Source organism: Brevibacillus schisleri, assembly GCF_055685845.1.
Genome location: NZ_JBVNDM010000001.1, coordinates 5738230 through 5765141, shown reverse-complemented (window position 1 = coordinate 5765141; position 26912 = coordinate 5738230). Strand labels below are relative to the sequence as shown.

33 protein-coding genes, 1 pseudogene and 1 riboswitch are annotated in these 26912 nt (G+C 48.2%); of the genes and pseudogenes, 32 read left to right on the top strand and 2 right to left on the bottom strand.

What is annotated here, in order from left to right; all coding sequences use genetic code 11:
* Positions 1 to 199: 199 nt before the first annotated feature.
* A complete protein-coding gene (locus ACUUHJ_RS27415) occupies positions 200 to 1075 on the bottom strand; it encodes a dimethylarginine dimethylaminohydrolase family protein (protein WP_015893349.1) in 876 nt (291 codons plus the stop codon).
* 191 nt (positions 1076 to 1266) lie between these two features.
* Here ACUUHJ_RS27415 and ACUUHJ_RS27410 point away from each other — a divergent pair, with 191 nt between their 5' ends.
* From ACUUHJ_RS27410 to ACUUHJ_RS27385, 6 genes and pseudogenes are all read left to right on the top strand, one after another.
* Complete coding sequence (locus ACUUHJ_RS27410) at positions 1267 to 2010, top strand: IclR family transcriptional regulator (protein ID WP_354142406.1); 744 nt, start codon at positions 1267 to 1269, stop codon at positions 2008 to 2010.
* Between the two features lie 100 nt (positions 2011 to 2110).
* Entirely contained in the window at positions 2111 to 3622 is a 1512-nt protein-coding gene (locus tag ACUUHJ_RS27405) for a hypothetical protein (RefSeq protein ID WP_472300538.1), read from the top strand.
* A 21-nt stretch (positions 3623 to 3643) separates the two neighbouring features.
* Positions 3644 to 4189: an RNA polymerase sigma factor gene (locus ACUUHJ_RS27400; protein ID WP_289674674.1), complete on the top strand. Its 546-nt coding sequence runs from the start codon at positions 3644 to 3646 to the stop codon at positions 4187 to 4189.
* Positions 4173 to 5888, top strand: a complete 1716-nt coding sequence (locus tag ACUUHJ_RS27395) for a hypothetical protein (RefSeq protein WP_472300536.1) — start codon at positions 4173 to 4175, stop codon at positions 5886 to 5888. Before ACUUHJ_RS27400 ends, ACUUHJ_RS27395 begins: the two co-directional genes overlap by 17 nt.
* A 111-nt stretch (positions 5889 to 5999) precedes the next feature.
* A pseudogene (locus ACUUHJ_RS27390) lies at positions 6000 to 6128 on the top strand (DUF421 domain-containing protein); the annotation flags it as partial.
* Between the two features lie 16 nt (positions 6129 to 6144).
* Entirely contained in the window at positions 6145 to 6309 is a 165-nt protein-coding gene (locus ACUUHJ_RS27385; protein ID WP_472300534.1) for a hypothetical protein, read from the top strand.
* 46 nt (positions 6310 to 6355) lie between these two features.
* Here ACUUHJ_RS27385 and ACUUHJ_RS27380 read toward each other — a convergent pair whose 3' ends face one another.
* The gene (locus tag ACUUHJ_RS27380; RefSeq protein WP_289674669.1) at positions 6356 to 7609 is read right to left on the bottom strand and encodes an ATP-binding protein; all 1254 of its coding nucleotides are present in this window, start codon (positions 7607 to 7609) and stop codon (positions 6356 to 6358) included.
* 202 nt (positions 7610 to 7811) lie between these two features.
* A riboswitch (SAM riboswitch) is annotated at positions 7812 to 7931 on the top strand.
* A 519-nt stretch (positions 7932 to 8450) separates the two neighbouring features.
* Here ACUUHJ_RS27380 and ACUUHJ_RS27375 point away from each other — a divergent pair.
* The 26 genes from ACUUHJ_RS27375 (at position 8451) to ACUUHJ_RS27250 (ending at position 26850) form a co-directional block, all read left to right on the top strand.
* Positions 8451 to 9473, top strand: coding sequence for a sugar ABC transporter substrate-binding protein (locus ACUUHJ_RS27375; RefSeq protein WP_188066124.1), 1023 nt, complete (start codon positions 8451 to 8453; stop codon positions 9471 to 9473).
* Between the two features lie 93 nt (positions 9474 to 9566).
* Positions 9567 to 11057: a sugar ABC transporter ATP-binding protein gene (locus tag ACUUHJ_RS27370; protein WP_472300532.1), complete on the top strand. Its 1491-nt coding sequence runs from the start codon at positions 9567 to 9569 to the stop codon at positions 11055 to 11057.
* Position 11058: 1 nt separating this feature from the next.
* Positions 11059 to 12057, top strand: a complete 999-nt coding sequence (locus ACUUHJ_RS27365; protein WP_016741326.1) for an ABC transporter permease — start codon at positions 11059 to 11061, stop codon at positions 12055 to 12057.
* Between the two features lie 435 nt (positions 12058 to 12492).
* Complete coding sequence (locus ACUUHJ_RS27360) at positions 12493 to 12648, top strand: hypothetical protein (RefSeq protein ID WP_472301263.1); 156 nt, start codon at positions 12493 to 12495, stop codon at positions 12646 to 12648.
* Positions 12581 to 12916, top strand: a complete 336-nt coding sequence (locus tag ACUUHJ_RS27355) for a DUF2085 domain-containing protein (protein WP_289674666.1) — start codon at positions 12581 to 12583, stop codon at positions 12914 to 12916. The genes ACUUHJ_RS27360 and ACUUHJ_RS27355 overlap by 68 nt, the downstream gene beginning before the upstream one ends.
* Positions 12917 to 13032: 116 nt before the next feature.
* Positions 13033 to 13776, top strand: a complete 744-nt coding sequence (gene map, locus ACUUHJ_RS27350) for a type I methionyl aminopeptidase (protein WP_289674665.1) — start codon at positions 13033 to 13035, stop codon at positions 13774 to 13776.
* Positions 13777 to 13899: 123 nt separating this feature from the next.
* A complete protein-coding gene (locus ACUUHJ_RS27345) occupies positions 13900 to 14457 on the top strand; it encodes a DNA-3-methyladenine glycosylase I (protein ID WP_015893337.1) in 558 nt (185 codons plus the stop codon).
* A 28-nt stretch (positions 14458 to 14485) separates the two neighbouring features.
* Positions 14486 to 14962 (top strand): DinB family protein, encoded by a 477-nt coding sequence (locus tag ACUUHJ_RS27340; RefSeq protein WP_016741321.1) that lies wholly within the window; start codon positions 14486 to 14488, stop codon positions 14960 to 14962.
* Between the two features lie 374 nt (positions 14963 to 15336).
* Complete coding sequence (locus ACUUHJ_RS27335) at positions 15337 to 15675, top strand: sigma factor-like helix-turn-helix DNA-binding protein (protein ID WP_289674664.1); 339 nt, start codon at positions 15337 to 15339, stop codon at positions 15673 to 15675.
* The gene (locus tag ACUUHJ_RS27330; RefSeq protein ID WP_088909490.1) at positions 15621 to 15848 is read left to right on the top strand and encodes a hypothetical protein; all 228 of its coding nucleotides are present in this window, start codon (positions 15621 to 15623) and stop codon (positions 15846 to 15848) included. Before ACUUHJ_RS27335 ends, ACUUHJ_RS27330 begins: the two co-directional genes overlap by 55 nt.
* Positions 15845 to 16042, top strand: coding sequence for a hypothetical protein (locus tag ACUUHJ_RS27325; RefSeq protein WP_017251814.1), 198 nt, complete (start codon positions 15845 to 15847; stop codon positions 16040 to 16042). The genes ACUUHJ_RS27330 and ACUUHJ_RS27325 overlap by 4 nt, the downstream gene beginning before the upstream one ends.
* Before the next feature lie 257 nt (positions 16043 to 16299).
* Positions 16300 to 16953 carry a hypothetical protein gene (locus ACUUHJ_RS27320; protein ID WP_289674662.1) on the top strand — a complete coding sequence of 218 codons (654 nt, stop codon included), beginning with the start codon at positions 16300 to 16302 and terminating at the stop codon, positions 16951 to 16953.
* 371 nt (positions 16954 to 17324) lie between these two features.
* Entirely contained in the window at positions 17325 to 17822 is a 498-nt protein-coding gene (locus tag ACUUHJ_RS27315) for a hypothetical protein (protein ID WP_472300531.1), read from the top strand.
* Complete coding sequence (locus ACUUHJ_RS27310) at positions 17822 to 18013, top strand: hypothetical protein (RefSeq protein ID WP_289674660.1); 192 nt, start codon at positions 17822 to 17824, stop codon at positions 18011 to 18013. The genes ACUUHJ_RS27315 and ACUUHJ_RS27310 overlap by 1 nt, the downstream gene beginning before the upstream one ends.
* 2 nt (positions 18014 to 18015) lie before the next feature.
* Positions 18016 to 19353 carry a phage tail sheath subtilisin-like domain-containing protein gene (locus ACUUHJ_RS27305; RefSeq protein WP_289674659.1) on the top strand — a complete coding sequence of 446 codons (1338 nt, stop codon included), beginning with the start codon at positions 18016 to 18018 and terminating at the stop codon, positions 19351 to 19353.
* Positions 19354 to 19806 (top strand): hypothetical protein, encoded by a 453-nt coding sequence (locus ACUUHJ_RS27300; protein ID WP_016741306.1) that lies wholly within the window; start codon positions 19354 to 19356, stop codon positions 19804 to 19806. It abuts the gene before it with no gap.
* 14 nt (positions 19807 to 19820) lie between these two features.
* Positions 19821 to 20207 carry a phage tail assembly chaperone gene (locus ACUUHJ_RS27295; protein WP_472300530.1) on the top strand — a complete coding sequence of 129 codons (387 nt, stop codon included), beginning with the start codon at positions 19821 to 19823 and terminating at the stop codon, positions 20205 to 20207.
* A gap of 227 nt (positions 20208 to 20434) precedes the next feature.
* Entirely contained in the window at positions 20435 to 22651 is a 2217-nt protein-coding gene (locus ACUUHJ_RS27290) for a hypothetical protein (RefSeq protein ID WP_472300529.1), read from the top strand.
* A complete protein-coding gene (locus ACUUHJ_RS27285) occupies positions 22648 to 23238 on the top strand; it encodes a hypothetical protein (protein WP_472300528.1) in 591 nt (196 codons plus the stop codon). Before ACUUHJ_RS27290 ends, ACUUHJ_RS27285 begins: the two co-directional genes overlap by 4 nt.
* A gap of 13 nt (positions 23239 to 23251) precedes the next feature.
* The gene (locus tag ACUUHJ_RS27280) at positions 23252 to 24205 is read left to right on the top strand and encodes an XkdQ/YqbQ family protein (protein ID WP_472300527.1); all 954 of its coding nucleotides are present in this window, start codon (positions 23252 to 23254) and stop codon (positions 24203 to 24205) included.
* Between the two features lie 3 nt (positions 24206 to 24208).
* Positions 24209 to 24457: a hypothetical protein gene (locus tag ACUUHJ_RS27275; RefSeq protein ID WP_064202087.1), complete on the top strand. Its 249-nt coding sequence runs from the start codon at positions 24209 to 24211 to the stop codon at positions 24455 to 24457.
* On the top strand, positions 24457 to 24891 hold the full coding sequence (locus tag ACUUHJ_RS27270; protein WP_472300526.1) for a DUF2634 domain-containing protein: 435 nt from the start codon (positions 24457 to 24459) through the stop codon (positions 24889 to 24891). Before ACUUHJ_RS27275 ends, ACUUHJ_RS27270 begins: the two co-directional genes overlap by 1 nt.
* A complete protein-coding gene (locus ACUUHJ_RS27265; RefSeq protein WP_472300525.1) occupies positions 24879 to 25694 on the top strand; it encodes a baseplate J/gp47 family protein in 816 nt (271 codons plus the stop codon). The genes ACUUHJ_RS27270 and ACUUHJ_RS27265 overlap by 13 nt, the downstream gene beginning before the upstream one ends.
* Positions 25691 to 26263 (top strand): hypothetical protein, encoded by a 573-nt coding sequence (locus ACUUHJ_RS27260; RefSeq protein WP_472300524.1) that lies wholly within the window; start codon positions 25691 to 25693, stop codon positions 26261 to 26263. The genes ACUUHJ_RS27265 and ACUUHJ_RS27260 overlap by 4 nt, the downstream gene beginning before the upstream one ends.
* A complete protein-coding gene (locus ACUUHJ_RS27255; protein ID WP_472300523.1) occupies positions 26260 to 26577 on the top strand; it encodes a hypothetical protein in 318 nt (105 codons plus the stop codon). Before ACUUHJ_RS27260 ends, ACUUHJ_RS27255 begins: the two co-directional genes overlap by 4 nt.
* A complete protein-coding gene (locus ACUUHJ_RS27250) occupies positions 26578 to 26850 on the top strand; it encodes a hypothetical protein (RefSeq protein ID WP_472300521.1) in 273 nt (90 codons plus the stop codon).
* The last annotated feature ends 62 nt before the right edge of the window (positions 26851 to 26912 follow it).

Sequence of the window (26912 nt, the reverse complement as noted above, 5' to 3'; positions counted from 1 at the left end):
GGACAAACTGTTGGCTTAGGGCAAAAATGAAGGTAAAAAAAAGTACGCGTAGTCGATATCTCCATGATTTTAGTTTAAGGTAAGATTCTTTCCTAGGCAACAAAGTTTTTGCTTAAGGAAACTTTTTGGTCATAGAAAAACTGCACCGCCAATCGTTAAAGGTATCTAACAATGGAGGTACAGTTCAGTTTGGTAACGGTTAGATTCGTTCCACCGGGCTTGTCAGGCAAGTAGGCCCACCTGTTCCCTTATAAGAAATCTCTTCGCCCTCATACTCGTACACAGTCGCACCTGCGTCGAGAAGGCGTTGCTTCGTAATCGGGTTGCCTGCCACGACCATGCACACACGCGGCGCAAGGGCGAGAACATTACTGCCGAGATTATCGTACTCAGGATCAGGCACCTCGATTAACTGAATGCCTCTGTCGATGAGCAGTTGACGGAAAAATACAGGCATCAGCTTGGAGTAGACGACTGCCAAATCATGATCGACCATGCTGATAATCGACATCAGATGCAAGCATTCCGCCGGACCGCGATCATACGGAAGCTGTACCACGATGATTTCATCCGTGAAATCCTTGACCATTTCCGTAATTTGAGCGATAGCCGCTTCGTTCGTGCGGAAGCCATGGCCAATTGCGAGTGTTTTATCATCCAGCCAGACGAGATCGCCGCCATCTGACAAGGCATCGCCTGTGAGCTGTCCCAGGATCGGAATATTGTTTTCTTCTAAAAAGGCTTTGTATACTTCAGCTTCTCCCTGTCGGAGCTCTTTACCAGATTTGAGGATGATTGCCCCTTTGGAAGTGAATTTTACAGGGTCGTGGGCGTATATGGAATCCAGTCCGGTTTTATCGGATTGTGGCAAGTGCAGGACGTTTTCCACATGCTCGCGCAAAATCGATTCGAATTTGGCGTATTCATGCAGAGCGCGGTCCCAGTCAGGGCGGTCTGTATAGTTGAAGGTTTTCCACGATTGATCGAGATGTTCTTGACTGATAAATGCTTGATGGGGATGCTTGATGATGACGGTTTTCATCTTCTTGACCATGGATTGGCTGCCTTGGAACATAGTTGCCTCCCTTTTTCCACATTGCAGAATATTATTCATATTTCGAAATGTTCACCATTAGTTTACACATTCTGATTTCTGACTGTCAATCTACGATTCCTTCCTGAAGTTTTTTTGCGATTCACAAAATTGGAGCAAATGGTTTAACATAGTTTCATAGGTGAAGATAGATAGAAAAGGGGGGGATGACCGTGATTCAATCGTTTGATCGAGCGATGGCGATTGCAACGGCACTTTCGTCGGATGAACATAGAAAATGGTGGACGATCAATGATTTAGCGAAGGAATGCCAGCTCCCGGTCAGCACCATTTACCGGCTGTTGTACACGTTGATGAAGCATGGACTGGTAGAGCAGGATGCTGCGACCAAGCAATATACGTTGGGGATTAAATGGATGGAGTTCGGCTTGCGGGTGCTCGATCGGATCGATTATCGGAAGGTGATCAAGCCGATGATCGAGGAGCTCGCCAGAGAAGTGAACGAAAGTGTTTATTTTAGTCAGCCTAGCGGACTCGAATCCATTGTCGTCGAACGCGTAGACAGTCAGCACAATATCCGCATCTACGACCAGTTGGGCTTACGGATTCCGATGCATATCGGTGCGGCCAACAAAGTCGTGCTGGCACACATGCCTGTGGAAGAAGCCAGACAAACGGTAGTCCAGCTCGTGGGTGAAGAGCAGGTGCCTGCTTTTATGGAGAAGCTCCAGGAGATCAGAGCTGTTGGTCATGCGGTCAGCTTTGCGGAGCGGACGGAAAACACAGCCTCTGTTGCAGCGCCAGTGATCGACTACAACCAAAAGGTAATTGGGGCGCTAAGCATTGGAATTGTCACGTATGATTTGAAGGAGGAACGACTCCAGTATTTGATTGAACGGGTAAAGGATGTCGCTCTCAAAACCTCGCAACGGCTAGGCGGCCTGTCAAAGGCTTGACTGGCCTTTTTTTATTTTCATTTCCTTGTAACATTTCCCTTCTGCTTTTCGACTATTGGGCTAAGAACGTAAAAAAGTGAAAGCCAGGAGGAAATTCAAAATGAAACCATATGCAACCAAAAAGCTGATGATCACAGTAGGAGCTGCTGCTTTGCTCTTCTCAAGCCCATTGTGGATTACGCAACCACAAGCAACTGTACAAGCCGCGGCAGTTAAATCAACACAACCCCAATTGAGCAAAGCAGCCCAAAAAACCGTAGACAAGCTGAACAAACACTACCCGGAATTAAAAAATGCGGAAAAAACCATTTCGCGTAACAATCAGGAGCGAGATGTCTTCCAGATCCAATTCCGCATCTTCAGCAACAAGGAGCGGACGAAAGTATCCCTGTATGCGGATGCCAGAGTCGATGCAAACAACGGTATGTTGCTATTCTTCTCTGCACACGACATTCCCAAAAAGAAACCGACTGCACGTCCTACGGAAGCGATGGGAAAAGAAAAAGCGCCAAGTATTCTGAAGAATTTCATCGGTGACGCCATCAAGCAATACCAAATAGACGAGGTAATAGTTGATGGTGAAGGTGCAGAGGCCGTGGCAAATGTGCGTTTCGTTCGGGTTGTGAATCAAATTCCGGTAAAAGACGATTTTTATGTAGTAGCGATCAATGGAGTAGGCGAGCTAGACTATATAAACGCAGGAAACACAACAGGATTGCAGATGGATGCAAGTAAATTCGTCGCTCCGTCAGGGGTTAAGAATCAAGACGAAATCAGCAAACAATTAGAAAACATGCTCCACCTCAGCTATGAGCAAAAAGCAAAAGACATAAGCGCTGGCTTCCGCCCAGTCTACAGCCTGAATTTTTCCGGATATCTGGATGCACGTTCAGGAGCCGAGGTAGAGTCCGGATGGACTACGAAAAATAAGTACGGGAAACCAATTACGGTAACGCCTGGAAACCAGCGGGTCTTCGCCAAGACCAATGAGGAGATAGCTACCGCACTCTCCACTTTTATTCCATTGCCCGAAGGAATCGTGTTTCAAATGACCAAAGGTGCGCCAGTTCTCGCAGGGGAAAAGGAGTATGATGCCGTGGTTGGCAACAAAAAGTTCTCGGTAAGGACAATGAATGATCAGATTACGTACTTCCATGTATTTGAAAACCCACCAAAGCAGAAAGTGATTACAGAGGCAGCTGCCGAGGAAAAAGCAGTGGCGTTTCTGCAACCGTTTGTAGACGCCGAGGTAACGGAGCTGGTACCACAAATGATTAACAGAGAAGCAGGCAAGCAAATGTTTCTATTTTCCCCTGTACACCAAGGGATTATGGTTGAGGGACAGGGCTATTCAGTCATAGTTGACATGCATACGGGAGACATTGTATCCGCCAGTTTACCAGTAACTATTGGTAAATTATCCTATGAGGATGCCTCAAATGTCGTAGGGCCTGAGCAAGCCATACAAGCATTGTTAAAAGCTAATCCGCTTACACTGCGCTACGTATTTCCTTCCCTTAACGGACGGTACCAGGCAACACCTGTCCTTGTTTATGAGCCAAAAGAAAGAAACGGAAAGGTTGACGCGGTTACCGGTCAATTTATCAGGTAGGGAGCAGGGAGAGGAAATCCAGTGCAGGACACAGTCGATTACGAAGCGCGGATTAAAGCGATCTATCGCGAGCACTACCGTGATGTCTATCAATATCTCTACTACTTCACGGGGAAGCGCGAGCATGCGGAGGATTTGACGCAGGAAGTGTTTATCCGAGTCTTGGACGCTCTGGGTAGATATGAAGAGCGTTCCAGTGTGAAGACATGGATTTTGCATATTGCCAAGCATGTCGCCATCGATGATTACCGGAAGAGGCGGGTGCAAACGCTTTTTGGCATGGAATTGTTAAAAGGGCTGCCTTCTCTTCTGGGAAGGCCGGAAGCGGAGCTGGCTTCCAAGGAAGAACAGCTGGAAATTGAGCAGGCGATGCAAAAAATGAAGCCGCATCATCGGAATGTACTGATTTTGCGTGGCATCAAGGCCTACAGTATTCGGGAAACGGCAGAAATCCTCGGGACAAGCGAAGCCAAGGTCCGCGTAGATTTTCACCGGGCAACAAAAGAACTCAAAAAAGTTTTGCATGTCGACTGGATAGGAGGGTTGGCCAATGAATACTCCAAATGACGAGCAATTCTTCGCGGCTCTTCCTCAGTCAAAGGATGCGGAGCCAAGGAGCGAATTCGTCGAAGCGCTGGAAGCAAAGCTGGTGCAACGGGCGCGCACCAAAACGAATCGCTCGAAAAGAATCGTCCTCAAGCTGGCGACATGGACGGTTTCCGCTGCAACGGTGGCAGCAGCAGTATGGATGATGGGTGTAACCCCGGAGATGTTCACGCAATCTCGGGTTGAATCACAAGCGCATTTGCTTCCCCGCTCCTTCTCCTCGACAGAAATAACAGAAAGCGAGCTAAGCCAAGCAGCAATCAGAACACTGGAAAAGCTGTACGAGAAATATCCTTCTTTTCGGGAATCGGAAAAGAGGGTCTACGTAAAGAAAGCTCCTCGAGAGCTGTACGACATAGATTTTCGCATGTTCAGCAACAAAGAACGAACAGAAGTGTCGCTATATGCCAGAGCGAAGCTGGACGCCAAAAGCGGGCTCTTGCTCGGATTCGATCTGGAAAAGATTCCAGGGCAAGAAAAAGTCGAAGGAACGCCCTCCAAGGAGCTAATAGAGAAACAGGCGAAGGCATTTATGGAACCGTTCCTGGGCAAAAATCTGGAACAGTATCGGTTCGAACAAGTAGATGGGCAAGAGGAAGCAGATACCGTTTCACATGAAGCCGTCCGCTTGCAACGCTATGTAAATGACGTGCAGGTAGAAGGAGATAACTATGTGATTGGCATGAGCGATGGCGGGCATATTCGCTATATCAATTCAGGGGATTCAACCGGAATGAATCTGGACCCCGGGCAGTTTCCTCCAATAGCTGAGAGGCCTTCTCCGAAGAAAACAGAGAGCGGACTTGCAGAAGTCATGCAGCTGACGTATGAGAGAGTTGGGAAGAAGGAAGTGGACTACGTTCTTCGCTACAAGGATAACTTCTCCGGGTATCTCGACGCTCGTACTGGCAAGGAAGTGAAAACGACCTTGTGGCGTGGGGAGTCGTTTCTCGACAGCATTGCCGTCAAGCCCGGAGGCAAGAAGACAATGGTTGCATCGGCAAAAGAGGCTGCGGCTGCCATGGAGTTCTTCGGTCAGAAGGTGGAGGGCTTCCTATTTACGGGGAGTAATGTGCCTGAATATATGCTGGGAGACAACGAACGGGAATACCAGGCCAAAAAAGGAGAGCGATTCATGCGGCTTACTACTGTCAACAATCGGGCAGCAGCGTTCAAGATCTCTTATCCTGAGCTACGAGAAGGTGATCCGACACTTACCGTCGCAGAATTGCAGGAGAGAGCGATCTTGTTTTTGGAGCCGTATCTGGATTCACGGGTGAAGACGATTCGGATGCAGGAGCAAGTGTATGTGATGGGCAGACAGGTTGAATTGAACTTTGTCCGAGAAATAAACGGCGTAATGGTACCGGATCAGTATTATAAGGTCATGATCGACGGGCAGACAGGAGAAATTATCGGGGTGAATTTGACATTCCCTCATGAGCAGGAGAGCTTCGCAGATGTGGCCAAGGTGATTTCAGCGGGAAAGGCAGCGCAGGTTTATCTCCAACATCATCCGCTCAGTCCTCGCTATGTCTTCCCTCTTGATAACAATTACAATAAGATTCAAGAGCAACCAGTCTTGGTCTATTCGGCAGAAATACTGAAAAACAATGGGGATATGGATGCCATTTCGGGAGAATGGCAGCCACTCCAATAATGAGAGACACCAGGGGGAGACTCCTGGTGTTTTGTTTTGCATAATGCCTTCCCAGAAATTGCATAGTAAAGCGTGAGGGGAGGGACAAACGTGGAAGGATTCGGAGAAACCATGATCGTCATCGGGCGCGTATGTACGATTATTCTTTATTACTGCTAGTCACCTTGTTCATGGGCAAGCGTTCGATTGGGGAGCTTCCAATTTTTTGACTTTATCATCATTATTACTTTGGGCTCAGTGGCAGATTTATCCGGATGTGCTGTCATACCGGAAACGCGATGAGCAATGGCTTGTGCACGAATTGAAGAAAAAGGGGATTGCGTCCGAACAAGTCTTTCTCGCGACGATCAATCGCCAAAATGAATTGCAGTTCTCCTTGAAAAACGAAAAAGAACCACAAGTACCCCCGTTGCATCATTAGCGATCGAATGGAAAAAGGCACAGTCCCTCTGCAAAGTTGCATGAAGTCACTGTGCCTTATACGGGAGCATAATGGTGAACTTGGTTCCTACTCGTGGTTTACTTGATACATTGACCGTTCCGCCAATCGCATGAATGACATGATAGGAATACGTCAATCCCAGACCGGTCCCAGTTGTTTTCGTAGAAAAGTAAATCGTTCCGAGGCGGCTGATCTGTCCTGCATCCATGCCGACGCCGTTATCCTTGATGACCAACAGGGCTTTGTTTCGCTCGATGAGCAAGTCCAAGGAGACTTTTCCGTCCGAAATATCCGAGCACGCCTCGATAGCATTTTTGATGAAATTCACCAACACTTGCTTGAACTCGTCTGGATTGGCCTTGATCGTCACAGGTCTTTCAAAATCTTGTAGCGTAAGCTCCACGTTATGCATATTGGCAAAGGGGAGCATCACTTCGCGGATGGCATGCAAATGCTCGCTAACATTAATGATCTCATGTCGTTCCTTGAGCGGCTTGGAAATCGCAAGGTACTCGGTCAAAATGGCTTCTGTGCGTTGAACTTCATCGAGACTGATGCGAATGTATTGATCGACTTTTACCAAATTTTCCGGAGATTCCTGTATTAATTTCAAGAAGCCTTTGACTGCTGTCAGCGGATTGCGAACCTCGTGTGCGAGCGATGCAGCAACATGGCTCATCGTCTGGATTTTTTCGTTTTGCGCGTGGCGGATAAACAGCTCCTTATCCGAAACGCATTTGCTGAAAAGCGACATTAATAACCAGAGGCCGAAAAAGTTTTGAATAGGAATCGCTATGGTGTAGTAAACGAGGTGTTGAGTTACATACGTGGGAAAAAAGTAATAAGTAGTCCCTAAAGCAACCGTAGAAAAAATCGCACTCGTCATAAAAAGATACAGTGTTTTCCGATAACTGGCTTTGTAGTGTCGATACAAAAAGAGTGACAACACAAAATTGACTGTAAGGATCAGCAAGGCAACCCATGTTCCTTCGCCACCAAGGTAGTACCGATAAACCAAGGCTTCAATCAGAAGGAGCAAGGCAATCTCGATTCCGCCATAAACTAGTCCGAAAAATATGATGACATGTCGGATATCAAAAAACATGCCATTCGTGACACTCGGGGCGAAGGTCATCGCGAGAAACATGCAGGCTGAGCTGGTGATGGCAATAAAGGAACGGCTGTAGTTCCTCATTTTGTCACGGTAATAAATGTTGAAAAACACAAACGGGATAATGGCGAAAAACCATTGAAGAATGACTTCTTTTAATAGACTCATGTAGCATCCTCATCGCAAATATTTGCTAGGCTTGTATCAATCTACGATAATTCGACAAGACACAACAAAATCCCTCTTGATGTTACAGAAGAAACTGGAATATTTATCAAGAAAATTCTTTCGGTAAACCTAGTTGACAGATAGGTAATTGCCAGATTATATTCTGTATATACTTATACAAACGTTTTGAAAATAGAAACTACTCTTATCAAGAGAAGGCTGAGGGAATGGCCCTATGAAGCCCGGCAACCTAGCACGAGAGAATGCGTTCTTTCGAGCCAAGGTGCTAACTCCAACAGGTAGGATACCTGACAGATAAGAGGCGAGAATCTTGTCGATTTTTGTCCTCTTTCTCTGTGAAAGAGGATTTTTTGCGTAGCTGTCGTGGGGCTGAAGCGCATTTCCAGTCTACGCTTCAGCCTCCGCCCCGCTGTGAGTGAAGACTGTCCGCTTCGGAAGAAATAGCGGGAGCGCTTCAAGCGCAGAAGGTTCAGGAAGGATTCCATAAATGAAGCTGAAATTCCCCTCCATTTCTTCCTATGCTGAGATGGGCTCCAGAGGCGCTTGGACTGGAAATGCGCTTCTTCTACGAAGTTTTTTTCCTTTTTGAAAGTGAAATCAAAAGAAGCTTCGATGAATCACTAACAAAACGTTGTAAAGGCTCCTATTACACACCAGCTATTCGTTAGCCCTGGCACATGTCTGGAAGGAGACCGCCCGAACGCAGAGAGGATACAGGCGACTGGAAGACATGTGCCAGGGCTACCCCAACCGATAGAGGGGAAACAAAAATTTTTCATCTTGTTATCTGTTTTAAAAAGAAAAAAGGGGGAACATCAAAATGAAAAAGAAACTCGGTCTGATCACATCACTTGTTTTGGCAGCTTCTGTTCTCGTGACGGCATGCGGCAGCGGAGCAACAACAGGAACCGGAAGCACAAACGGCGGTGCTTCCGGAGAGAAGGCAAAGAGAATCGCACTGATCATGCGTCAAAACGTAGGGACGTTCTCCGCGCAATACATCAATGGCGTGAAGACAGAGGTGGAGAAAAACGGCGGCGAGTTGACCGTATTCAACGCAGATACCGATCTGGCAAAAATGGCGTCCAACCTCGATGCGGCTGTGAACCAAAGGTTTGATGGCATTTTGATCGATCATGGTACGGCAGAAGCGTTGCAGCAGGGCACACAAAAGGCCGTGGATAAAAAAATCCCGGTTGTCCTGTTTGATACAGACATCAACATTCCGGGTGTGCCAGTTGTGGCGCAGGATGACAACAAGTTGGCAGAGCTGAGCCTGGAAAAGCTGGCGGCAGATACAAACGGCAAAGGCAACATCGTAAAAGTTTGGGTAGCTGGCTTTGCGCCAATGGAAAAACGCCAAGTGACGTACGAAGCTTTCCAGAAGAAATACCCGGACTTGAAAGAAATTGCGGCATTCGGTTCTGCTACCAACAATACGGCTCTCGATACACAAACGCAGATGGAAGCGATCTTGAAAAAGTATCCGAATAAAGGCGACATCACAGCAGTATGGGCGGCTTGGGATGAATTTGCCAAAGGGGCGACACGTGCCATCCAACAAGCAGGACGTACGGAAATCAAAGTATACTCCATCGATTTGAGCGATGAGGATTTGCAAATGATTCAGGCAGAAAACTCTCCGTGGGCAGCGACGGCAGCGGTAGACCCATCCAATATCGGACGCATCCATGCCCAAACCGTGTTCCAAAAAATCAAAGGCGAGCAAGTGCCAGACAACGTGAAGCTGAACCCAGTGCTGGTGAAACAAGAAGACCTGCCGAAGGATAAAAAAGTAACGATGGGCGACCTGTCCCAATACGTACAAGAGTGGGGCAAGTAAGAACCAAATTGGCTTTTCCCGTTGAGCTGTATCCGTCAACGGGATTTTTCCTTATAGAGGTGGGAACACGCAGGTTAACAGGAGGTGTGAAAAATGTCCACATTGCAGATGAAAGGGATGGAGAAGCAGTTTTCTGGGGTTCCTGCCCTGCGATCCGTTGATTTTGAGGTGCGCGCAGGTGAGGTTCACGCACTGCTTGGAGCCAATGGTGCGGGAAAGAGTACCCTGATGAAAATTCTCACGGGAGCGTATCAGGCAGATGGTGGCAGTATCACCATCGATGGACAGGCCGTGTCGATTCAATCTCCGCAGGACGCCAAAGCACAAGGCATTCAATGTGTCTATCAGGAAGTAGACACCGCCTTGATCCCGTATTTGAGTGTCGCCGAAAACATACTGGCGGACCAGCTCGTCCAGGCGAAAACCAAGGGATTGATCAACTGGCAGAGCTTGTACAACGAAACGGAGCAGATTTTAAAAAACTTCGGCTTTTCCATTCCGGTGAGGATGCTCGTCGAAGAATGTACGCTGTCGGAAAAGCAATTGATTTTGATTGCACGGGCGACCGTTCAAAAGGCGAAGTACGTCATTTTCGATGAACCGACAGCGCCGTTGAGCACGAAGGAGAGCGAACGGCTGTTTCAAATCATTGCGCAGTTGAAAAAAGCTGGAGTCGGGATCATTTATATCTCCCATCGCCTGCCGGAAATCTTTGAAATCTGTGATCGGATCACCATCATGCGCGATGGACAGCATGTTGTGACCACAGAGACGGCGAAGACCAATATGGACGAAGTGATTTCGAACATGCTGGGAAAAAGCTTCGACGAGGAGTTCCCAAAGCTGGCAGTGTCGATTGGCGAAACGATTTTTGAGGCGTCTGGTGTGGTTGGTGGCAAGGTACACGGAGTCGACTTGCAGGTTCGCGAGGGAGAAATCGTGGGTGTCGTCGGTCTGGTTGGGGCAGGGAAGACTGAGCTCGCCCGATTGCTCTTCGGTGCGGATGAGGCAAAGGGTGGAGCTGTTCGATTGCATGGAACACGTATCCAACTGCGCTCGCCAAAAGACGCCGTCGATGCCGGAATCGTTCTCGTCCCGGAGGAGAGGCGCAAAGAGGGTATTTTTGTAGAGGAGTCCGTGCAGAACAACCTGTCTGTCGCCTCGTTGAAAAAGAAGTCCTGGCTCGGTTTTATCAAAAGAGGGGCGGAAGCGGCTAACGCAAAAGAGCTGGTGCAGCGCCTTGGTGTAAAAACAGCCGACATCAAGCAGTTGGTCGGTTTTCTCAGCGGCGGAAACCAGCAAAAAGTCGCGATTGGCAAATGGTTGGATACAAACGCTCACCTCTTTATGTTTGACGAGCCGACAAAAGGGGTGGATATCGGCGCGAAAAGCGATATTTACCGCCTGATCGGAAATCTTGCCGAGCAGAAAAAGGGCGTCCTGTATTTCTCCTGTGAGTTTCAGGAGGTCATCGGGATCGCAGACCGGGTTCTCGTCATGTTCGAGGGCAAAATCGTGAAGGAATTGAGTCGCGAGGAAGCAACACAAGAGCTGATTATGTACTACGCAAGCGGAGGTGAGTAACGTGGCAGATAAAAAGTTTAGTTTGTTTGATTTTGTTTATAAATACGGAACGGTTGCAGTCATCGTCATTGTCATGTTGTTATTCAGTCTGACCAACCCGTATTTCTTCACGTACGACAACCTGACGGACATTCTTCGCTCCATCTCGATTGTGACATTTGTCGCGATAGGCGTTACGTTCTCGCTGATTGTCGGAGGCTTTGATTTGTCTGTAGGATCGACGGTTTCACTGACCACGGTCGTTTCTGCTTCGATGATGGTTTGGTACGAACAAGGAGTCTTCACGACTTTGGTTGTTCCGATTGTACTCAGCTTGCTCGTCGGGCTGGTCAACGCTTTCCTGGTCGTGAAAATCCGCATTCCTGATTTGCTTGCTACTCTGGCGATGCTCTACATCGTCAACGGCATTCATATGACGTATTCCCAAGGTTACTCGATCTACGCAAACATGCCGATGCAAGACGGCTCACAGGCTCCGGGAAAATTCCAGGAATGGTTCTTGTGGCTGGGCCAAGGAGAAATTCTCTCCGTTCCTGTTCCGGTTATCCTGACCTTTTTACTTGTCGCGATCACGCATGTGTACCTGACCTATACGAGACAGGGGCGGATGCTGTACATGACAGGTGGTAATTTGGAAGCAGCCCGTCTGTCGGGGATTCCTGTGAATCGCTATCGTACCTTGGCTTATGTGCTTTCTGCTCTTTTTGCGGGCTTGGGCGGAATGCTCTTGGCAGCGCGAATCGGTACCGGGCAGGTGAGTAGCGGCGGCTCCATGCTGATGGATGCAGTGGCGGCTGCTTTTGTAGGCTTCTCCGTATTCGGTGCAGGAAAGCCAAACGTTTTTGGTACATTTGTGGGCGCCATTCTGATCGGGGTGCTGCTCAACGGCATGACGATGCTCAATCTGCCGTATTACGCGTACGATATTATTAAGGGGACGGTTTTGGCGCTTGCACTGGCTGTGACCTATTATCAACTGCGGAGAAAACGAAACGCTTAGAATAGAAACGTTCTTCTCATCCCCCAATTATTCCCTTCTCTTTTTTGAAGCTTAGTATTGGTCTTACGCAAGTGAGACAAATACGAAAGCAAATTCAGATAAAGAGAAGGGATGTTGTTTTTTATCGGCTTACATACGCACGTACAGAGCGGTATAAATATGTAGACCCTATAACAAATCGGCCGGGTCGATGACTTCACGCCCGAACGTAACGCACAGTTGAAACTACAGATATTCTTTCCCGTAGAAAGAAAAGAAGGGAGAGGGTGTATCTGTTTTTTGTTGGATTAACGCTTTGCATGATCGCATGGATTGCGGGAGGCGTATTTATGTATCAAGGGGATTATGTTACAGGAGGAGTCTTGCTAATACTTGGTCTTCTCGTTTTCATTAGCATGATCCTCTATTATTCGACAAACCGGAAAAAGCGTAAACATGGTTCGCCAGATTGCAGCCATCTTCCCGTTGATTGTCCGGATTGTGATACACCAGATTGCGATTGCAAGCCAGATTGTGGGAGTTGATGAAGATCAATACGCAGTGGATTCCCTGTCATCGACGAGCAGATCGTTCCTTTTCTATCGGTGGTAAGAAAATGCCCCTATGTGCCAGATGTGTTTCGATCCTAGTTGGATACCTGCCGGCGCCTGTTTTTGCAGGAATGCATATCGTGACTTCTTACTATTTGATTGGACTGCTTTTATTGCCCATGCTGATTGATGGCTTTACCCAACATTGGAAGTGGCGAACAAGCAATAACAAGCTGCGTTTTTTCACAGGAATCAGTTTTGGAATCGGACAGTCTTTGCTCATTTCCAATGTTGTTTGGTTTTTGGTAGAGAGACTGGGGGGAAGCTAGATAAGGGCCGCAGAGGGTGCTTCTGGGGTTCTTTGTTTTTTCAACAGGTTGCGATTGGCAATGAAAAATGTTCCAATGTAGAGGAATCATTACATTCGTAGACAGGAGGGCAACATATGTCGATTCAAAATGAACATGATTTGATTTGTTTGAAACGGATCGGTAGCATTGTGGCAGAAGCACGGGAGACGATGCTCAAAGCAGTGCGGGCGGGCGTGACAACAAAAGAACTCGACCGGATTGGCGGAGAGATCTTGGCAAAGTACGGAGCGCGATCTGCACCGAATATTACGTATGATTTTCCAGGGCATACATGCATCAGTGTCAATCACATTGTTGCGCATGGCATCCCTGATGATACAGTTCTGCAAAATGGCGATATCATCAATATTGATGTCTCGGCGGAGCTGGATGGTTATTTTGCCGATACAGGTGCTTCAATTGTTGTAGGGGAAGGTGAGCCTGAGAAGAAATCCTTATGCGAATGCGCAGAGGAGTCGCTGTACAAGGCATTGGATGCAGCAAAGGCGGGATCAAAGCTAAGCCAAATTGGTCGCATTGTTCACCAGGAGGCTAGGAAAAAGGGCTTCACAGTCATCAAAAACCTTACGGGCCATGGCATCGGCAAAAGCTTGCATGAAGAGCCTGCTTACATTTTGAATTACTATGACAAAAAGGAAAGACGCTTGCTCACAGAAGGTCTCGTGTTGGCAATTGAAACATTCATTTCAACCGGGACGGAATATGTGGATGATGGCAGAGACGGTTGGGCGCTCATTACGCCTGATAAGAGTTACGTAGCTCAATACGAGCACACCATCGTTGTAACGAAGGGGAAGCCAATTATTTTAACTGCTTGATTGCAGAGAGACCTCGGATGGATGAGGTCTTTTTTTGTGAAGAAAAACTTGCAGAATACCCAATGATTGTATATTCTTTACATAAGAATATATGTTCGTATTTGGTAGAGGAGGATTCTTTCCATGAATCGGTGCGGCTGGGTGAATCAGGACCCTATTTATATGGATTATCACGATCACGAGTGGGGAGTTCCTGTCTATGAGGATCGGTTGCTCTTTGAATATTTGAATTTGGAAGGCGCACAGGCCGGACTGAGCTGGTACACGATCCTGAAGAAGCGGGAAAATTATCGAAGAGCGTTTGATAACTTTGAGGCGGAGAAAATCGTTCAATACGACGAAGCCAAAATCGAGCAATTGCTAACAGACGAAGGCATCGTTCGAAACAGGCTGAAGATTCGCGGCGTCGTGAAGAACGCCCACGCCTATTTGCGGGTTGTGGAGGAGTTTGGGTCTTTTAGCAGCTATCTTTGGTCGTTTGTAGGCGGGAAGCCGATTCATAATCATTTTCAGGAAATGAAGGATGTCCCTGCTTCTACCGAAATTAGCGACAAAATGAGCAAGGACTTGAAAAAGCGCGGTTTTACTTTTGTCGGTTCAACCATTTGTTACGCCTTTATGCAAGCAGTTGGCATGGTCAATGATCACGTAGCGACTTGTGATCTCTATCAAAAAAATTAGACGGAGCTTACGGGGAGGGAAACATGGCATGAACGAAAATGATCTCTTAATCTTAAACTTTGAGGAAGTAAGGCGTAGAAGCATCAAGGTGTGGAAGGCAATTCCTACAGAAATGCTGAACTGGAAGCCTGACGATAAAGCGTTCACATGCGGAGAAATGATTCGTCATGTCATGGAGGGTGAGTTTTTGTATCACCAGATTTTGATCCAACGGGGAAGCGCTGCCCTGTCTGACATCCCCAATCCGTATGAAACCAAAGAGTTTTCAACCGTAGAAGAAGATTTGGCCTTTGCGAAGCCGTATCGAGAAGAGTTTCTCCGCTTCGTCAGAGGGTTGTCCAAGAGCGATTTGGAGAGTGTCCGTATTGATCGATCCGATGTAGGCTATGTCCGCACACTTGGAGACATGCTTCTCCGAATCGCCTATCATGAGTCGGTACATACCGGTCAACTGCTGGATTATATGAGAACGATGGGCGTTGAACGACCGAATATTTGGGATTAAAAAAGTGCGAAAGATAGCAGGCTAGCTCTTCTGTTGTGAATGAGAGAGGAGCTTGCTTTTTTATTTTTATCGTGTTTGTTGTGTGATGGACAGATAAAGCTCGAAAAGTATGGTAATTTTGTACTTTTATCGAGTGGGAACATCCGTTGTGTAAGGATAATTTCATACTTCTACACAAGCACGATCTCCAATGGGGATCGTGTTTTTGACGTTTTATTTGGAATTTATGCAGAAGTTTAACCGGAGAAATCATCTCCAAAAATCTGGTAGAAAGAACTTGAACTTATTACCATAGTATGAGATACTTGTACCACAAAGAGAACGAGTGTTCCTATTTTCGGTTGGATGTTCGAAAAAGACAGAAGGTGAAGCATATGACAGATGAGCAGTTAAAAGAGCATTGCAGAAAGGTGCTCAAAAGGATTGCTTGGCGATTGCAATACGCCGCCAAGAAGCGTTTGTGCAGGGAGACGGTGATCAAAGAAGGGATGCGGGGAACGGAAACGATCGAGGACAATCTGTCCGACCTGTATGTTCAGGAGGTGTTGATGCAGCTCCCAGAAAAAGCCCGGATCATTATCAAGCATGTCGTTATTCAAGGAATGACAGAAGAACAGGTAGCCCAAAAACTGAAAATGACCAGACAAGGAGTGAGTAAATGCAAAAACAAATATTTGCGCCAATTGGCCGAGAAGCTGACTCGTTCAGCTTGATCCTCCAAAAAGCACAGTCAGGGGATAATCGGGCCGTACTGACGATCCTCGACTTTTTGCTTCCTGACATGGAGTACCTTGCTTCCTTTATCAAACTACCTCGCGAAGAGAGCATGCAAGAAATGAAAACGGCGATGCTCGAAGCGATCCGCAGTGGAGAAGTGATGCTATGATGACGATTGATTACGTTCAGGTTCTCGCGGTTGTCGTGTGCTTCCTTGCGCTAATCGTCACGTTTAAGCAGGTGGATTTGCAGATTCGGATCAATAATCTGTTCAACCTGCAATTAAAGGCAAACAAAGAGAAAAAGAAAGAGCAGCTGGAACAAAAAAAGGAGACCCCGACTGACGATCGGAATCCCCATTAATTGCTTGGGGCAAAGAATACAACTGGTGAGTATCCTCTTTGCCCCTTTCCATTATACAAGAAAATGACGATGCAAAGGAGATACGTACGAAATGATAGAAGCAGCATTAATCGGAGCAGTTGTATTATTGGTCGGAGTCATTATCGGACAGATCGGTTTGTCTCAAAGATTAAGAAAAGACGCAAGACTCAACGAAAACCGATAAGCAATAAGCAATCATACGGACTTCATAGATATGACCGAGGGGGAATAGTACCTTGATCAGCAAAGATGTTTTCATGGAAGCAGTATGCGAGGTGTGTCCGGCAACGTGCTGGGGAAAGAAATCACATTGCCAGATTCATGATAAGCACGTAGGAAAAATCGATTCTTGCCCGGAGTGGGACAAGTACATGCGGGATCAAGAGACAAAAGGGCAGCAAAAGACAGTATCCGCAAGAAAAGAAGGTTTTGCCCGGACGAGCGAGCAAGCACCCATTATAGATTTTCTACAAAAGGCGGAGGAAGAAATCCGCGACTACAATTACATGCAGATCGAGATCGTGCGTATCCAGCGTTTTTTGCGTGAAGCAGGGGAAGGAATGGTCGGACAGTACGGACTGGATGCAGGGATGCCGAAAGGAAAAGGCAGCAATGGTGATAAGACGCACGCAGAGGTTGTACGCCGGGAGCGGAAATGGAAGAGGCTACAAAATTTGCAGGATAAAATCGAGCGGATCAACAAAGCGGTTGAGACGATTCCTGGAGAGCAGGAACGCTTGGTAGTCGAAGCTTTGCTGGATGGCGACAAGAACAATTTGATTGCCAAAGAAATCGGTGTGTCCCGACAGCGGTATTATGAAATCAAGCGCAGTGCCGTGATGAAGATGGCATGGGCGATGTATGGAGATCAGGTACAGCAGACTGGATGATGAAAAACAGAGCCCGGCTTAATAGACGAGAAGCTGTCTGGAAGATGACAGCTTCTTTTCATTTTCACAAGTATGTTGAGGCTGACAAAGGTTGACACTTCCTGACACATCGGGTCATTTTCCCGGTTTTTCCTCCGGATCGGTTATACTTGAGTCAAGCGAAACAAGTAAGAGAGATACGAGCCATCCGATGAAGCTGTCGGGTGGCTTTTTATGTACGCCGACGACTCAAATGTCCGGCGAGCGGGGAAAACGGCAATTGACGCCACACGATGTTGCGAGTCAAAGCCAAAGGCACTCGCTCCCTGCTCGGCGGGTATTTGCCGTGGATATCTTGCCAAATGAAGTGAAATAGTGGGGGGAAGAGACATGTGACGAAGACAGACCAGAATACCGCAAGTATGGGAGGTGGAAGCTGGATGGATCGTGAGCTAGCTGTTCTCAGTGAACTGGTGAAGGAAGCGTATCCAGAGCTGTCTACTGTTGTGAATGTGGACGATTGGATGGCGCAGCGATTCCAACCGCCTATCGCGTTTCTTTTAACGCAAGGGGTCCGTGAAGAAGGAAGAAGCCTCACTTCCTATCAGGTGGTCTCAGAAGCAGCCATCGTCCTCCACTATCCAAAGGTAGCGGGCGTCTACCAGCCGTTTTCAGCCGAACCGCTGCGTGAGCTTCTTCGCCAAAGGCAGTTCAGTTATCAAGGTAAGACGTCTGGATTGTCCATCGAGATCGATAGCTCCACCTTGCGTATTTGGCGGGATAAAAAGGACCGGACGGAAATCGCGTTCCAGTTCACCTACAACGTGGCGGTGCAGAGAGCAGTCACAGAAAAAATCAACGAATTTGATGTAGAGGGGGTCCGATCATAGTGGCACGAAAAGAACAACAAGCACAGGCCTCAGAGCTTGTGCAAACCAAACAAGAGTGGATCAAGAGCGCCGCTTACCTTGGAGCCGAACGGTTCGAGGTAGCAGGTGCTCTTTTTTCGGAAGCAGATGATCAACTACTGGCAGAAGGACAAGTGAAGAGCCGACTGACCAAATACAAAGGCGGGGTGTAAGCATGACCATTCAACGTGAACGTCCGGGTGTAACGGTCGAACTGATCGCAAAAGCAAAAGAACGTGTAGTACCGAAGAGCGGTGTCGTACTGGTACCGTATCAAGCGGAGTGGGGGGCGCCAGATGAGCTGGTCAAGCTGGGGAGCTTTGAGGAGCGACTTGCCCAGACATTTGGCAAGGTCGATACTGTAGAGCTGGCAGCAGAAGGTGGCGCGACGATTCTCGCGTACCGCATGACGAATGGCACAGCTACAAAAGCAGCGTATGAGCAAGCCGATGCAATCAGAGTCGAGGCTCTGTATCCGGGGTTGGTAGGTAACGAGCTGAAGGTTACGATCACGGTCTCGACGTCCGAGCCAGGTAAAAAAGAACTTCAGGTAACAGGTCCGCTGCAAACGGAGAAGTTTTCGTTTGCGGATGCAAATGAGCTGGCAGCGAAAACGAGCCAATCCAACTATGTGCGTGTGAAAAAGCTGGGTGAGACTGCCGTTACAATCGTGCCGGAAACAGCGCTAACAGGAGCGAAAAGTGGCACGGTAGCGCTTACCTCAGCTGACTCTACTAAGCTGTTCATGGCTGTGTCCGGAGCTGATTTTGACACGATGTATCTGCCTTTTGACGATGCGGCTGTACAAGCGGCAGCAAAGCAATTCATGAGCGATCGTCGCACACAAAACAAGAAGCTCAGCACGCTGGTAATCGGTGGAAAGGCGGCGGACGACGAGAACATGGCGAAGCACATCGAGCGCTCTGTGGCGCAAAATGCTCGTTTTGTCGTGAACAGTGCTATCGCTGGCCAGCACAACAACGGAAAAGTATACGGCAGCCTGGAGTGGGCCGCATGGGTAGCGGGTATGATCGCCGCGACACCTGCGCATGAATCGCTGACGGCCGTCGTCGTTCCATTGAAAAAAGCGCTCAAGGATTGGGGCCACACGGATATTTTGAGTGCGCTCGGTTCTGGAACGCTGATCGCAACTCGCGACGGAGACGTGTACATCATCGAGAGCGCCGTCAATACGCTGGCTGTTCTGGGTACACATGAGCGCGAGGACTACGGCAAAATCCGTGTCAGCATGACGCTGGATCAGATCGTCAACGACATCAGCCAAGTCGGCAAGAAATACAAAGGTAAGCTCGGCAACAACGATTTGGGCGGCGCGGTGTTTGTCTCTGCGGTCAACGCGTACATGACCGTCCGCGAGCAGCAGGGCGCGATTGATACGGGCTGGACATTTACGGATAAAAAGAATGGCATCGGGGATCGCCGTGGCTTCCTCTTGTCTGCGAAACCGCTTGATGCCATCGAATACTTTGACATTGACTGGGAGGTGCTGTAATTGGCTATTGCACGCGATATTAAACTGAAGAACTGCCAAATTTACGATGAAAACGGAGACCCGATCTTCGGTACCTTGGAAGGTAAAATGGTTCTCAAGGTAGAGTACGGCGACACGAATCGCCTGCAAAAAGGAAAAATCCAAACCGTCAACGACTGGCATGTAGAAGTGACATTGAAAATTACCGCAACCAACGCTGCGTTGAAATACTACTGCGTCGATCAATTGACGCAAGGCAAGACCCCAGTCCTCCCATTCCTGATCGGCGAGACGCTGGACAAGGAAGCCGGCAACTCTGAGCGCGTCCGCATTTCCAACATCGTGCTGAACCCAGATGAGATTACGCTGTGGGAAGCCAAAGCAGACGGCAACGATCATGCGACCTACGATCTGAAAGGGATTTCCATCGAGAAGCCAGACTACCTGGATGAATTGCCAACCTACACGGAATAGGAGAGTGCTTAAATATGAACAAAAACAAACTCGAGAAATTTTTAGCCAAGGCTAATGAACAAGCTCCGCGAAGAGAAATCACCGTCAACATCGATGGTGACGAGTGGAAGGTACGCCAATTGAATTTGTCCGAGCTGCGTGATTGCGAACGCATGGCTGACAAAGGAGAGAAAACGGATTGGTTCCTGTACAACGATGCTCGTTTGGTGAAGGCGACCGAGCACGAATTCCCTTGGAATCAGGAAGAGCTCAAGAAAGCGTACAAGGTTGGCACCAAGTATGAGCTCGTCGAGAAAATTTTCCGCGACAACCCAGAAGGCTACACCAAGCTACTCAATGCGGTCCGTGAAGTCAATGCAGCCCAAACGGAAGAAGAAGCCATTGAAGAAGCAAAAAACTAATCCGATCTGACGGCGAGGCCTGGCATATTTGCCGCGCTTTTCTAAAAGGCAGAGGCCGCCCGTCGGATCTACTCGAGTACGAAGTCGATTTGTACAAGCAGAAGCTGTTTATTTTTGCTTGTCAGTTGATTGAGGCAGAGGATGAGGAAAGGGCTGGGGGGTAGATCTCCCGGCTTTTTTCGGGTTCTGCTGGGTGTAGACATCTGGGAGGACAAGGAGGTGAAAGAATGGCAGGAACAATGATGGAAACGTTTGATGCTTATAGTGGAGTAGTAGGTAAGTATGACGATTTCGCAAAAGGACTCCAGGGCTCACTAACTCCTTTGATCGAAAAGGCTCTTGGAACAACGCTGAGTTCGGTTGCCCAAGAAGCTCAGGCGACAGAAAGAGAACGCACACTTTTTGAAGCTGGTGGCAAAGGTAAGGAGCAACTCCTGAAGATAGAAGAGACTTCCATAACCATACGTGAGCTCAACCCTGATATAAAGAAAGATCAAGCATACAGCCTCATGGCCAAAGCTGAACTTGTGCATGCAACCAATGGTTTAAAGTATGCAGAAAAAGCAGGCATGCTGAAATACACGACGCGGTTTACGGAAGATGACATCATGAAAATGATGAGCTCCATTGAGATTTCTACTGGTGATGAAAGTACCGTTAGGCAGTCAAATGCCGTTCAGTATTTAAGCAACAAGGGAGGGGGAGCCGCGACTGGAAAATTTGTGGAGTCTATGGCTCACTTCAACCTACAGAATGGCAATTTGCTGAATACGCCTGAAAAAATGGCCGCTACCTTTGTCTCAGTTGGGAACCTTTTGAATGATTTTAAAACGTATGGTGCATTGTATGAGAATGCAATGAAGATGTCGGATAATGGTGATCTCGCCGCAATCCTTGAGAAGCATTACAAGGCTCAAAATAAGAAGGATGCAAAGGCCAAGGCCGCCCAGGATATAGCAACGCTGAATAGAAGTCTCGCAACAGGGGAGAAAGAAACAATAAATATCGCCCTTGGAAAACTCCTGATGACTTTTTCTAGCATCCAGGATCAAACGTTACAACAACGTGCATTCGATACTTTGACAGGCGATGCCGGAGTTGACGTGGCGAAGGGTCTGCGAGAAGTAAAAGATACGGCTACAGGGGCTTTTGTGCCGGAAATGGGGAAAGAGAGCGCATATAAAGTCGGGAATGAAGCGGTGAATGCGCATCAACTGTCTGCTCAGAACGATGCTTATTATAAAACTGGGCAGGCACAAGCGATGGCGAGAAACGAGGCCATGGAGATCGCGACTCTGTACGCAGAACAAATGTCTGAGATAAATACAGGGATTTCGGAAGCAGCTGAAGGAGTAATGAGTTCATTTAACTCTTTGGACGAGTCGATAAAAGGTACTGCGATTTTTGTCGGAGGATTACTACTCCTCGGGAATGCTTTGAACATTCATACGACGTCACAACTGAAAAAATTCAGAGATCTTCGGACAACCATAGAAAAGTTTCCTCAAGGAGCGACTGGCGGAAAAGACTGCTGTTGTTGCTGCGATGGCACACAAAGATCTTCTTCTAAAAAGAAATCAAAGAAAAAAAGTTCTCCGGATCGCTCTCCAACAGGAGAAAAATCTGCTTCGAATAGTGGTGGTCCCCAAGGAAAAGCCGGGAAAACAAAAAACAATGCCCCAACAACTTCTACGGCAGGAAAAAAACAACCGGACGCCGGTGGCGGTAATCCGCAAAAAGAAGCAGAGAAAACGGACGGCAAAAACAAAAATCAAAACAGTGCGCCAACTCCCTCTTCTGCAGGAAATCAACCCGGACCAGATAGTGGCGGCAATCATGGTGAGACTGGTAAAGCTGCCAGCAAAGGTGGTTGGAAACATATGCTGAAAGGAGGACTCAGAAGGGTTCCTCTTCTGGGAACTTTACTAGGCGTCACAGCTATTGCAGGCTCAGCGAACAAGCTGGATACTGCAGCACAAGTGGGGGCAGAAGCACTTGGTGGCTGGGGAGGGGCAGCAGCGGGAGCGGCTACTGGAGCAGTTATTGGTTCGGTGTTACCTGGGATTGGTACAGCAATCGGAGGGATAGTTGGTGGCTTTATTGGTGGCATGGGTGGATCAGCGGCGGGTGGTGCCCTATACGATGGGATCAAGTCGTGGTGGCAGAACAAGACTCCTGGGCCATCTGCAGCTATGCAACCAGCAATTCAAGCAGGTCCTGCTGCTCCGAATCACTCGCCTGTTGGCAACTCAACTGGGAATCCGCAGCCTGTCTCCATTTCTATTCCGCAAGTTTCGATTCCGCTGCACGTACAAGGCGTACTGCAAGATATCCCAACCATGTTAAAAATGCTCAGCGATCCATCTGTCGCGCAGAGAATCAAGGACATTATCGAGCGATCCCTGCTGGATGCAATAGAGACGAGGGGAGGGGTAACGAGATGATCCGTCTACAAGGAAAATATAGGCTGACGTTTCCGGTTACACCTGCGGAAATCCAGTTTCGTGGCTACGGCAACGACATCGAAAGCTCGACATCGATTACGTTATTGTCCGGCAATCGCATCTCTTCCAGACGTCCGAAGTCGATCTCCTTTGATTTCTTTCTACCCGGAGACAGTACAGCTCCTTACGTCGAGGTGCAAGGCTATCAAGGGCCCAGACAGTGGCTTGCTGGATTGGATCGCTTAACGGGCTCGGAGGCACTTTTGACTATAGACGAGCTTGATTTGGCGTGGAATGTGCTCATCGGGCCATGCGACGGAAAATTCCAAGGAAAAAACGTCGATTTTCATGGCTCGATTGAGCTACCGTTGTTTGTCAAAGATGAATTCATTACGTGGAGCAATCAGACGCAGCTTTTATCCCCGGGTGCGGTCATCACGCGACAGCAGCCAGCTCGTCCGAACACCAGCGGGAAGGTAGCCAAAAAGACGAAGAAACAACAATCGGTCCCCAAAATAGACAGCAGAAAATCCGAGGACAGGCGAATGATGATTCACGAAAAGCTGGAAAGAGAAAACAGAATGTAACGGAGTGGATGGAATGAGAGTCATTTACGGAAAAGAACAGACCCGCTATGACCTGATCCCGGCTGTTACCGAGCTTTCCTGGTCCTCGGCCAGGGGACAAATCGCCCAAAATTGTGATGTGAAAGTCAAGGGAGGCCCGCCGCTACAAACGGCGGGTTTTTTGATGCTCTTTGCAGGTGCGGAGTTAAAAGAATCCCAGCAGCTTTTCCATGGCCCGCTCGTTCGTTTTGACCGGGATGATCGAACGGGCGATTTATCCGCAACAGCATACGAGCTTGGCTGGTATTTGCAAAAAAACGAAGTCTCCAGACTCAAGCTGGACGGGGACGCAGGGACAGAGCTTGCGCGAATCATTAAGTCGGCAGGTATCCATTTTAGCTGCCCGGCATTCGGTTTTACGGTCAAAGAGAGGATCTCGTCCCAATCGTATACGTCTCTCTTTACATCACTGACAGAGCAGGCGTATGAAAAAACTGGCATCCGCTATTTTGTGCAATACCAGCGAGACAAGCTGACGGTACTCCCCGAGGGGAAAAACAGCATCATCCCGATGTTCAAGGCGAGCTTGCTCACAAGCAGCTCGACGGGTGAGAGCATCGAGGATGTATACACCGTCGTGACAGTAGAGCGATACCGAGATGATCGAGTCGTGAGCAGTGCAACGAAATCTAACGATAGCCTGGTCAAACAAATCGGGAGCATGCAAAAAGTCATCGACGCAGGAGAGGACAAAAACGTAGCTGGATTGGCAGCTAAGCAGCTTGCAGAGTTGTCCAAAATCCCAAAGACAAGATTCATTTCGGTCAAGCACGAGGATGAAAATGCTGCGAGACTTCGCGCAGGCTGGCTAATCAAAATCATGGAAAAGGACAATAAATCCATCACGGATTGGATCGTCACCAACTGCCAAGCGCGTTGGCAAGGCGGTCAATACACAATGGATCTCCAATTGGAAAGGAGGATGTAAGGGATGCATTCAGTTATCGCAAAACTGCGAGGGCATGCACAAGACGGCATCGAGAACACCCAAGGGGAATTTGGCAAGCTTTTGTCGCTCTCGCCCTTGTCTGTAAAGCTGGACGAGGATCCGACACCCTTGGAGCCGTATGAGCTGTCTGTACTGCGGTCTGCCCGATTGTTGCAAGAAGATGTGGGTAAAAAAGTAGCCCTGTTGCGATGCAACAACGAACAATACCTCCTGCTTGGGGTGGTGGAGTAATGTTTCCAGAGCTGAACGGAGACGAAACACAACTGGTTCAATCTCAAGATAACCCGATTCCATGGACATACAAATTCGACTGGACCACAAAGCAATTACAGCAAGGGCCTGATGGTCGCTATTTGCGGACGACTACCTATGCGGAGTATCTGGAAGAGACAGCAAAGAAGATCCTGAATACGCGTCGTTTCCGGTACGAGATTTACTCCGAAAGATACGGAGTAGACCTCCTATATGAGACAGGAAGGATGCGCTCGGGCATTTCATTGCCAGCGATTAAGACGCATGCACAAGAGGCACTAGAGGCTCAAAGTGAGATAGAGCGTGCGGAAGTGGTAGACATTCGGTTTGAGGAAAACCGGGTCATTTTTTTACTTGAAATTGAGGGTATGAGAGGGACAACTAGGACGGAGGTGAATACATGGCAACGTTAGACAAACCAGAAATGCCGATTCTCAGGGAAACCCCGGATCAGATTTATCAGCGGATGGCTAATCGGATGGACCAGATAGCGCAAAAGCGTGGAGAGACGCCACCAGCGACGGAAGAGGGAGAAATCTTTTATGACCTCGGCTATCCGATTGCAGAGGAAATCAGCGATCAGCAGCAGTTATTTGAGTACGGCTTTCTCCAACGGTTTCTCCCTTGGGCGGATGGAGAGTTTTTGGATGCCACAGGCGTATTTTTCGGCTTATCTCGCAATGAGGCGGAGACAGACGACGCATATCGGCAGCGCTTAATTGATCGAGCTCGTACAGAAGAGGGAGACGGCAGACGCCAAGACTACGAGCGGTGGGCGCGAAATGTAGATGGGGTAGGAGGAGCAGTTGCTATCGAGAAGGAGCGGCATGACCTATCTATCGACGTGTATATCACAGACCTGACAGGCAACCCTGCGGGGCAGGAACTGGCTAAGAGTGTACGGACGAAACTGGAAGACAAACGCAGGGCCTTGCATGACTTGCAGGTGTTACCCGCGAAAGTGTATCCGGTGACTATCGCTTTAAAACTTACTTTGAGACCAGATGCGGAAATCGAGAAGGTCAAAGACCAAATTACTAAGCAAATCAAAACCTACCTAAAAGGGCGTTCTCAGATCGTGTATCAGCAGATCGGAGCGCTCTTTTTCGTGGATGGGGTAATAGATTTCACAGGCTACACCTTAAACGGCGCGGAATTGAATGTGACTGTTCCTGCTGACTCTGTCTCGACACTAACGATGGCGGTGACAGCATGATTCCAGAACGCTATCGGCGGATGCTGCCGCCGCAATGGTACGAGAATAAAGTGGCGGAATATCACTTTGAAGGTGCAGGGAAAGTTGTAGATGCTTTCAATTTGCAGCGTGAGGACATCCTACAGCAGTTTAGCCCATGGTCAGCTACCTGGGGGCTAGATGTTTGGGATTGGATTTATTTCGGGAGAAAGCAACTGCTGAGTGTGGAGGAACGGCGAAAGAATATCCAGCAAAAGCACTGGTCATATCTTGGATTTACCCCAAGCGTGCTGCGTGCAATTGGTTTGAGTTCCTCGTCATTCAAGCATGTCCAGATGGTCGAGGATTACGGCAAAAAGGTGATTCGGTACGTCTACCCGATTGAGGACCGATTCGATACAAGGAATGCTGTTCAAGCTGTTGAGAGAATCAGGCCAGTTCATTGTAATGGAGTCGCTTTTGAGCCAGTTGTTTCGGAGAAGATCGTGCTGCGAGATGTCTTAGTCGTCGGGATTAAGGAGTACCACAAGGTCAGTGAATTTCGTGTAGGGATGACACCAATCAAGCGTTACGAGGAGGTCGTGAAATGATCCTGCCAAGCTATCTTCAAACCGTCCGGAATGACCTGCTGGCTAGGGTGTCGGGCGGCGACATTTTGATAAACGGCTCAGTTTCAGTGCCTGTACAGGCTGTGGAGATTGCTTCGCATCCGATTGCAGGCATTCAAGACGGGATTGCATTACAAGTATCTGCCCAACATGTCGCCAGCGTCCCAGTAATCACGAGCGCAAAGTTGAGGACCAGAACTGGAGCGATCGTTGCTGAGAAGACAGGAAACATTGAAATGAACGGGGCGCAGTTCATAAACCTAGCCTTTGTTATCGAAGCGAGAGGAGGGGTGTAAGTGTCTTATGTAGCGAAAACGGACTGGAAACACGATGATCCGGTTACCGAACACGACATTAACCGTTGGGAGCGAGGTATTGCGGATGCTCACGCAGAGCTAGCTGTACTGATGGCAGATGTATCAAACCTGAAAGTACGAGTGAATACAATCGAATCCACCTTGCCTGACGGTTTTGTACACAATAATTTTAATGATGACCTGTCTACTATCAGCTCAGTCAGGGTGATTCGGGGCTACTACAATGAAGCTCAGAGTCGATTGGAGGTTTAGGTGGTAGAAACAGGAATGGGGCGCAATAACGGCCATTTGTGGAAGGAAAGGGGGAATGACGA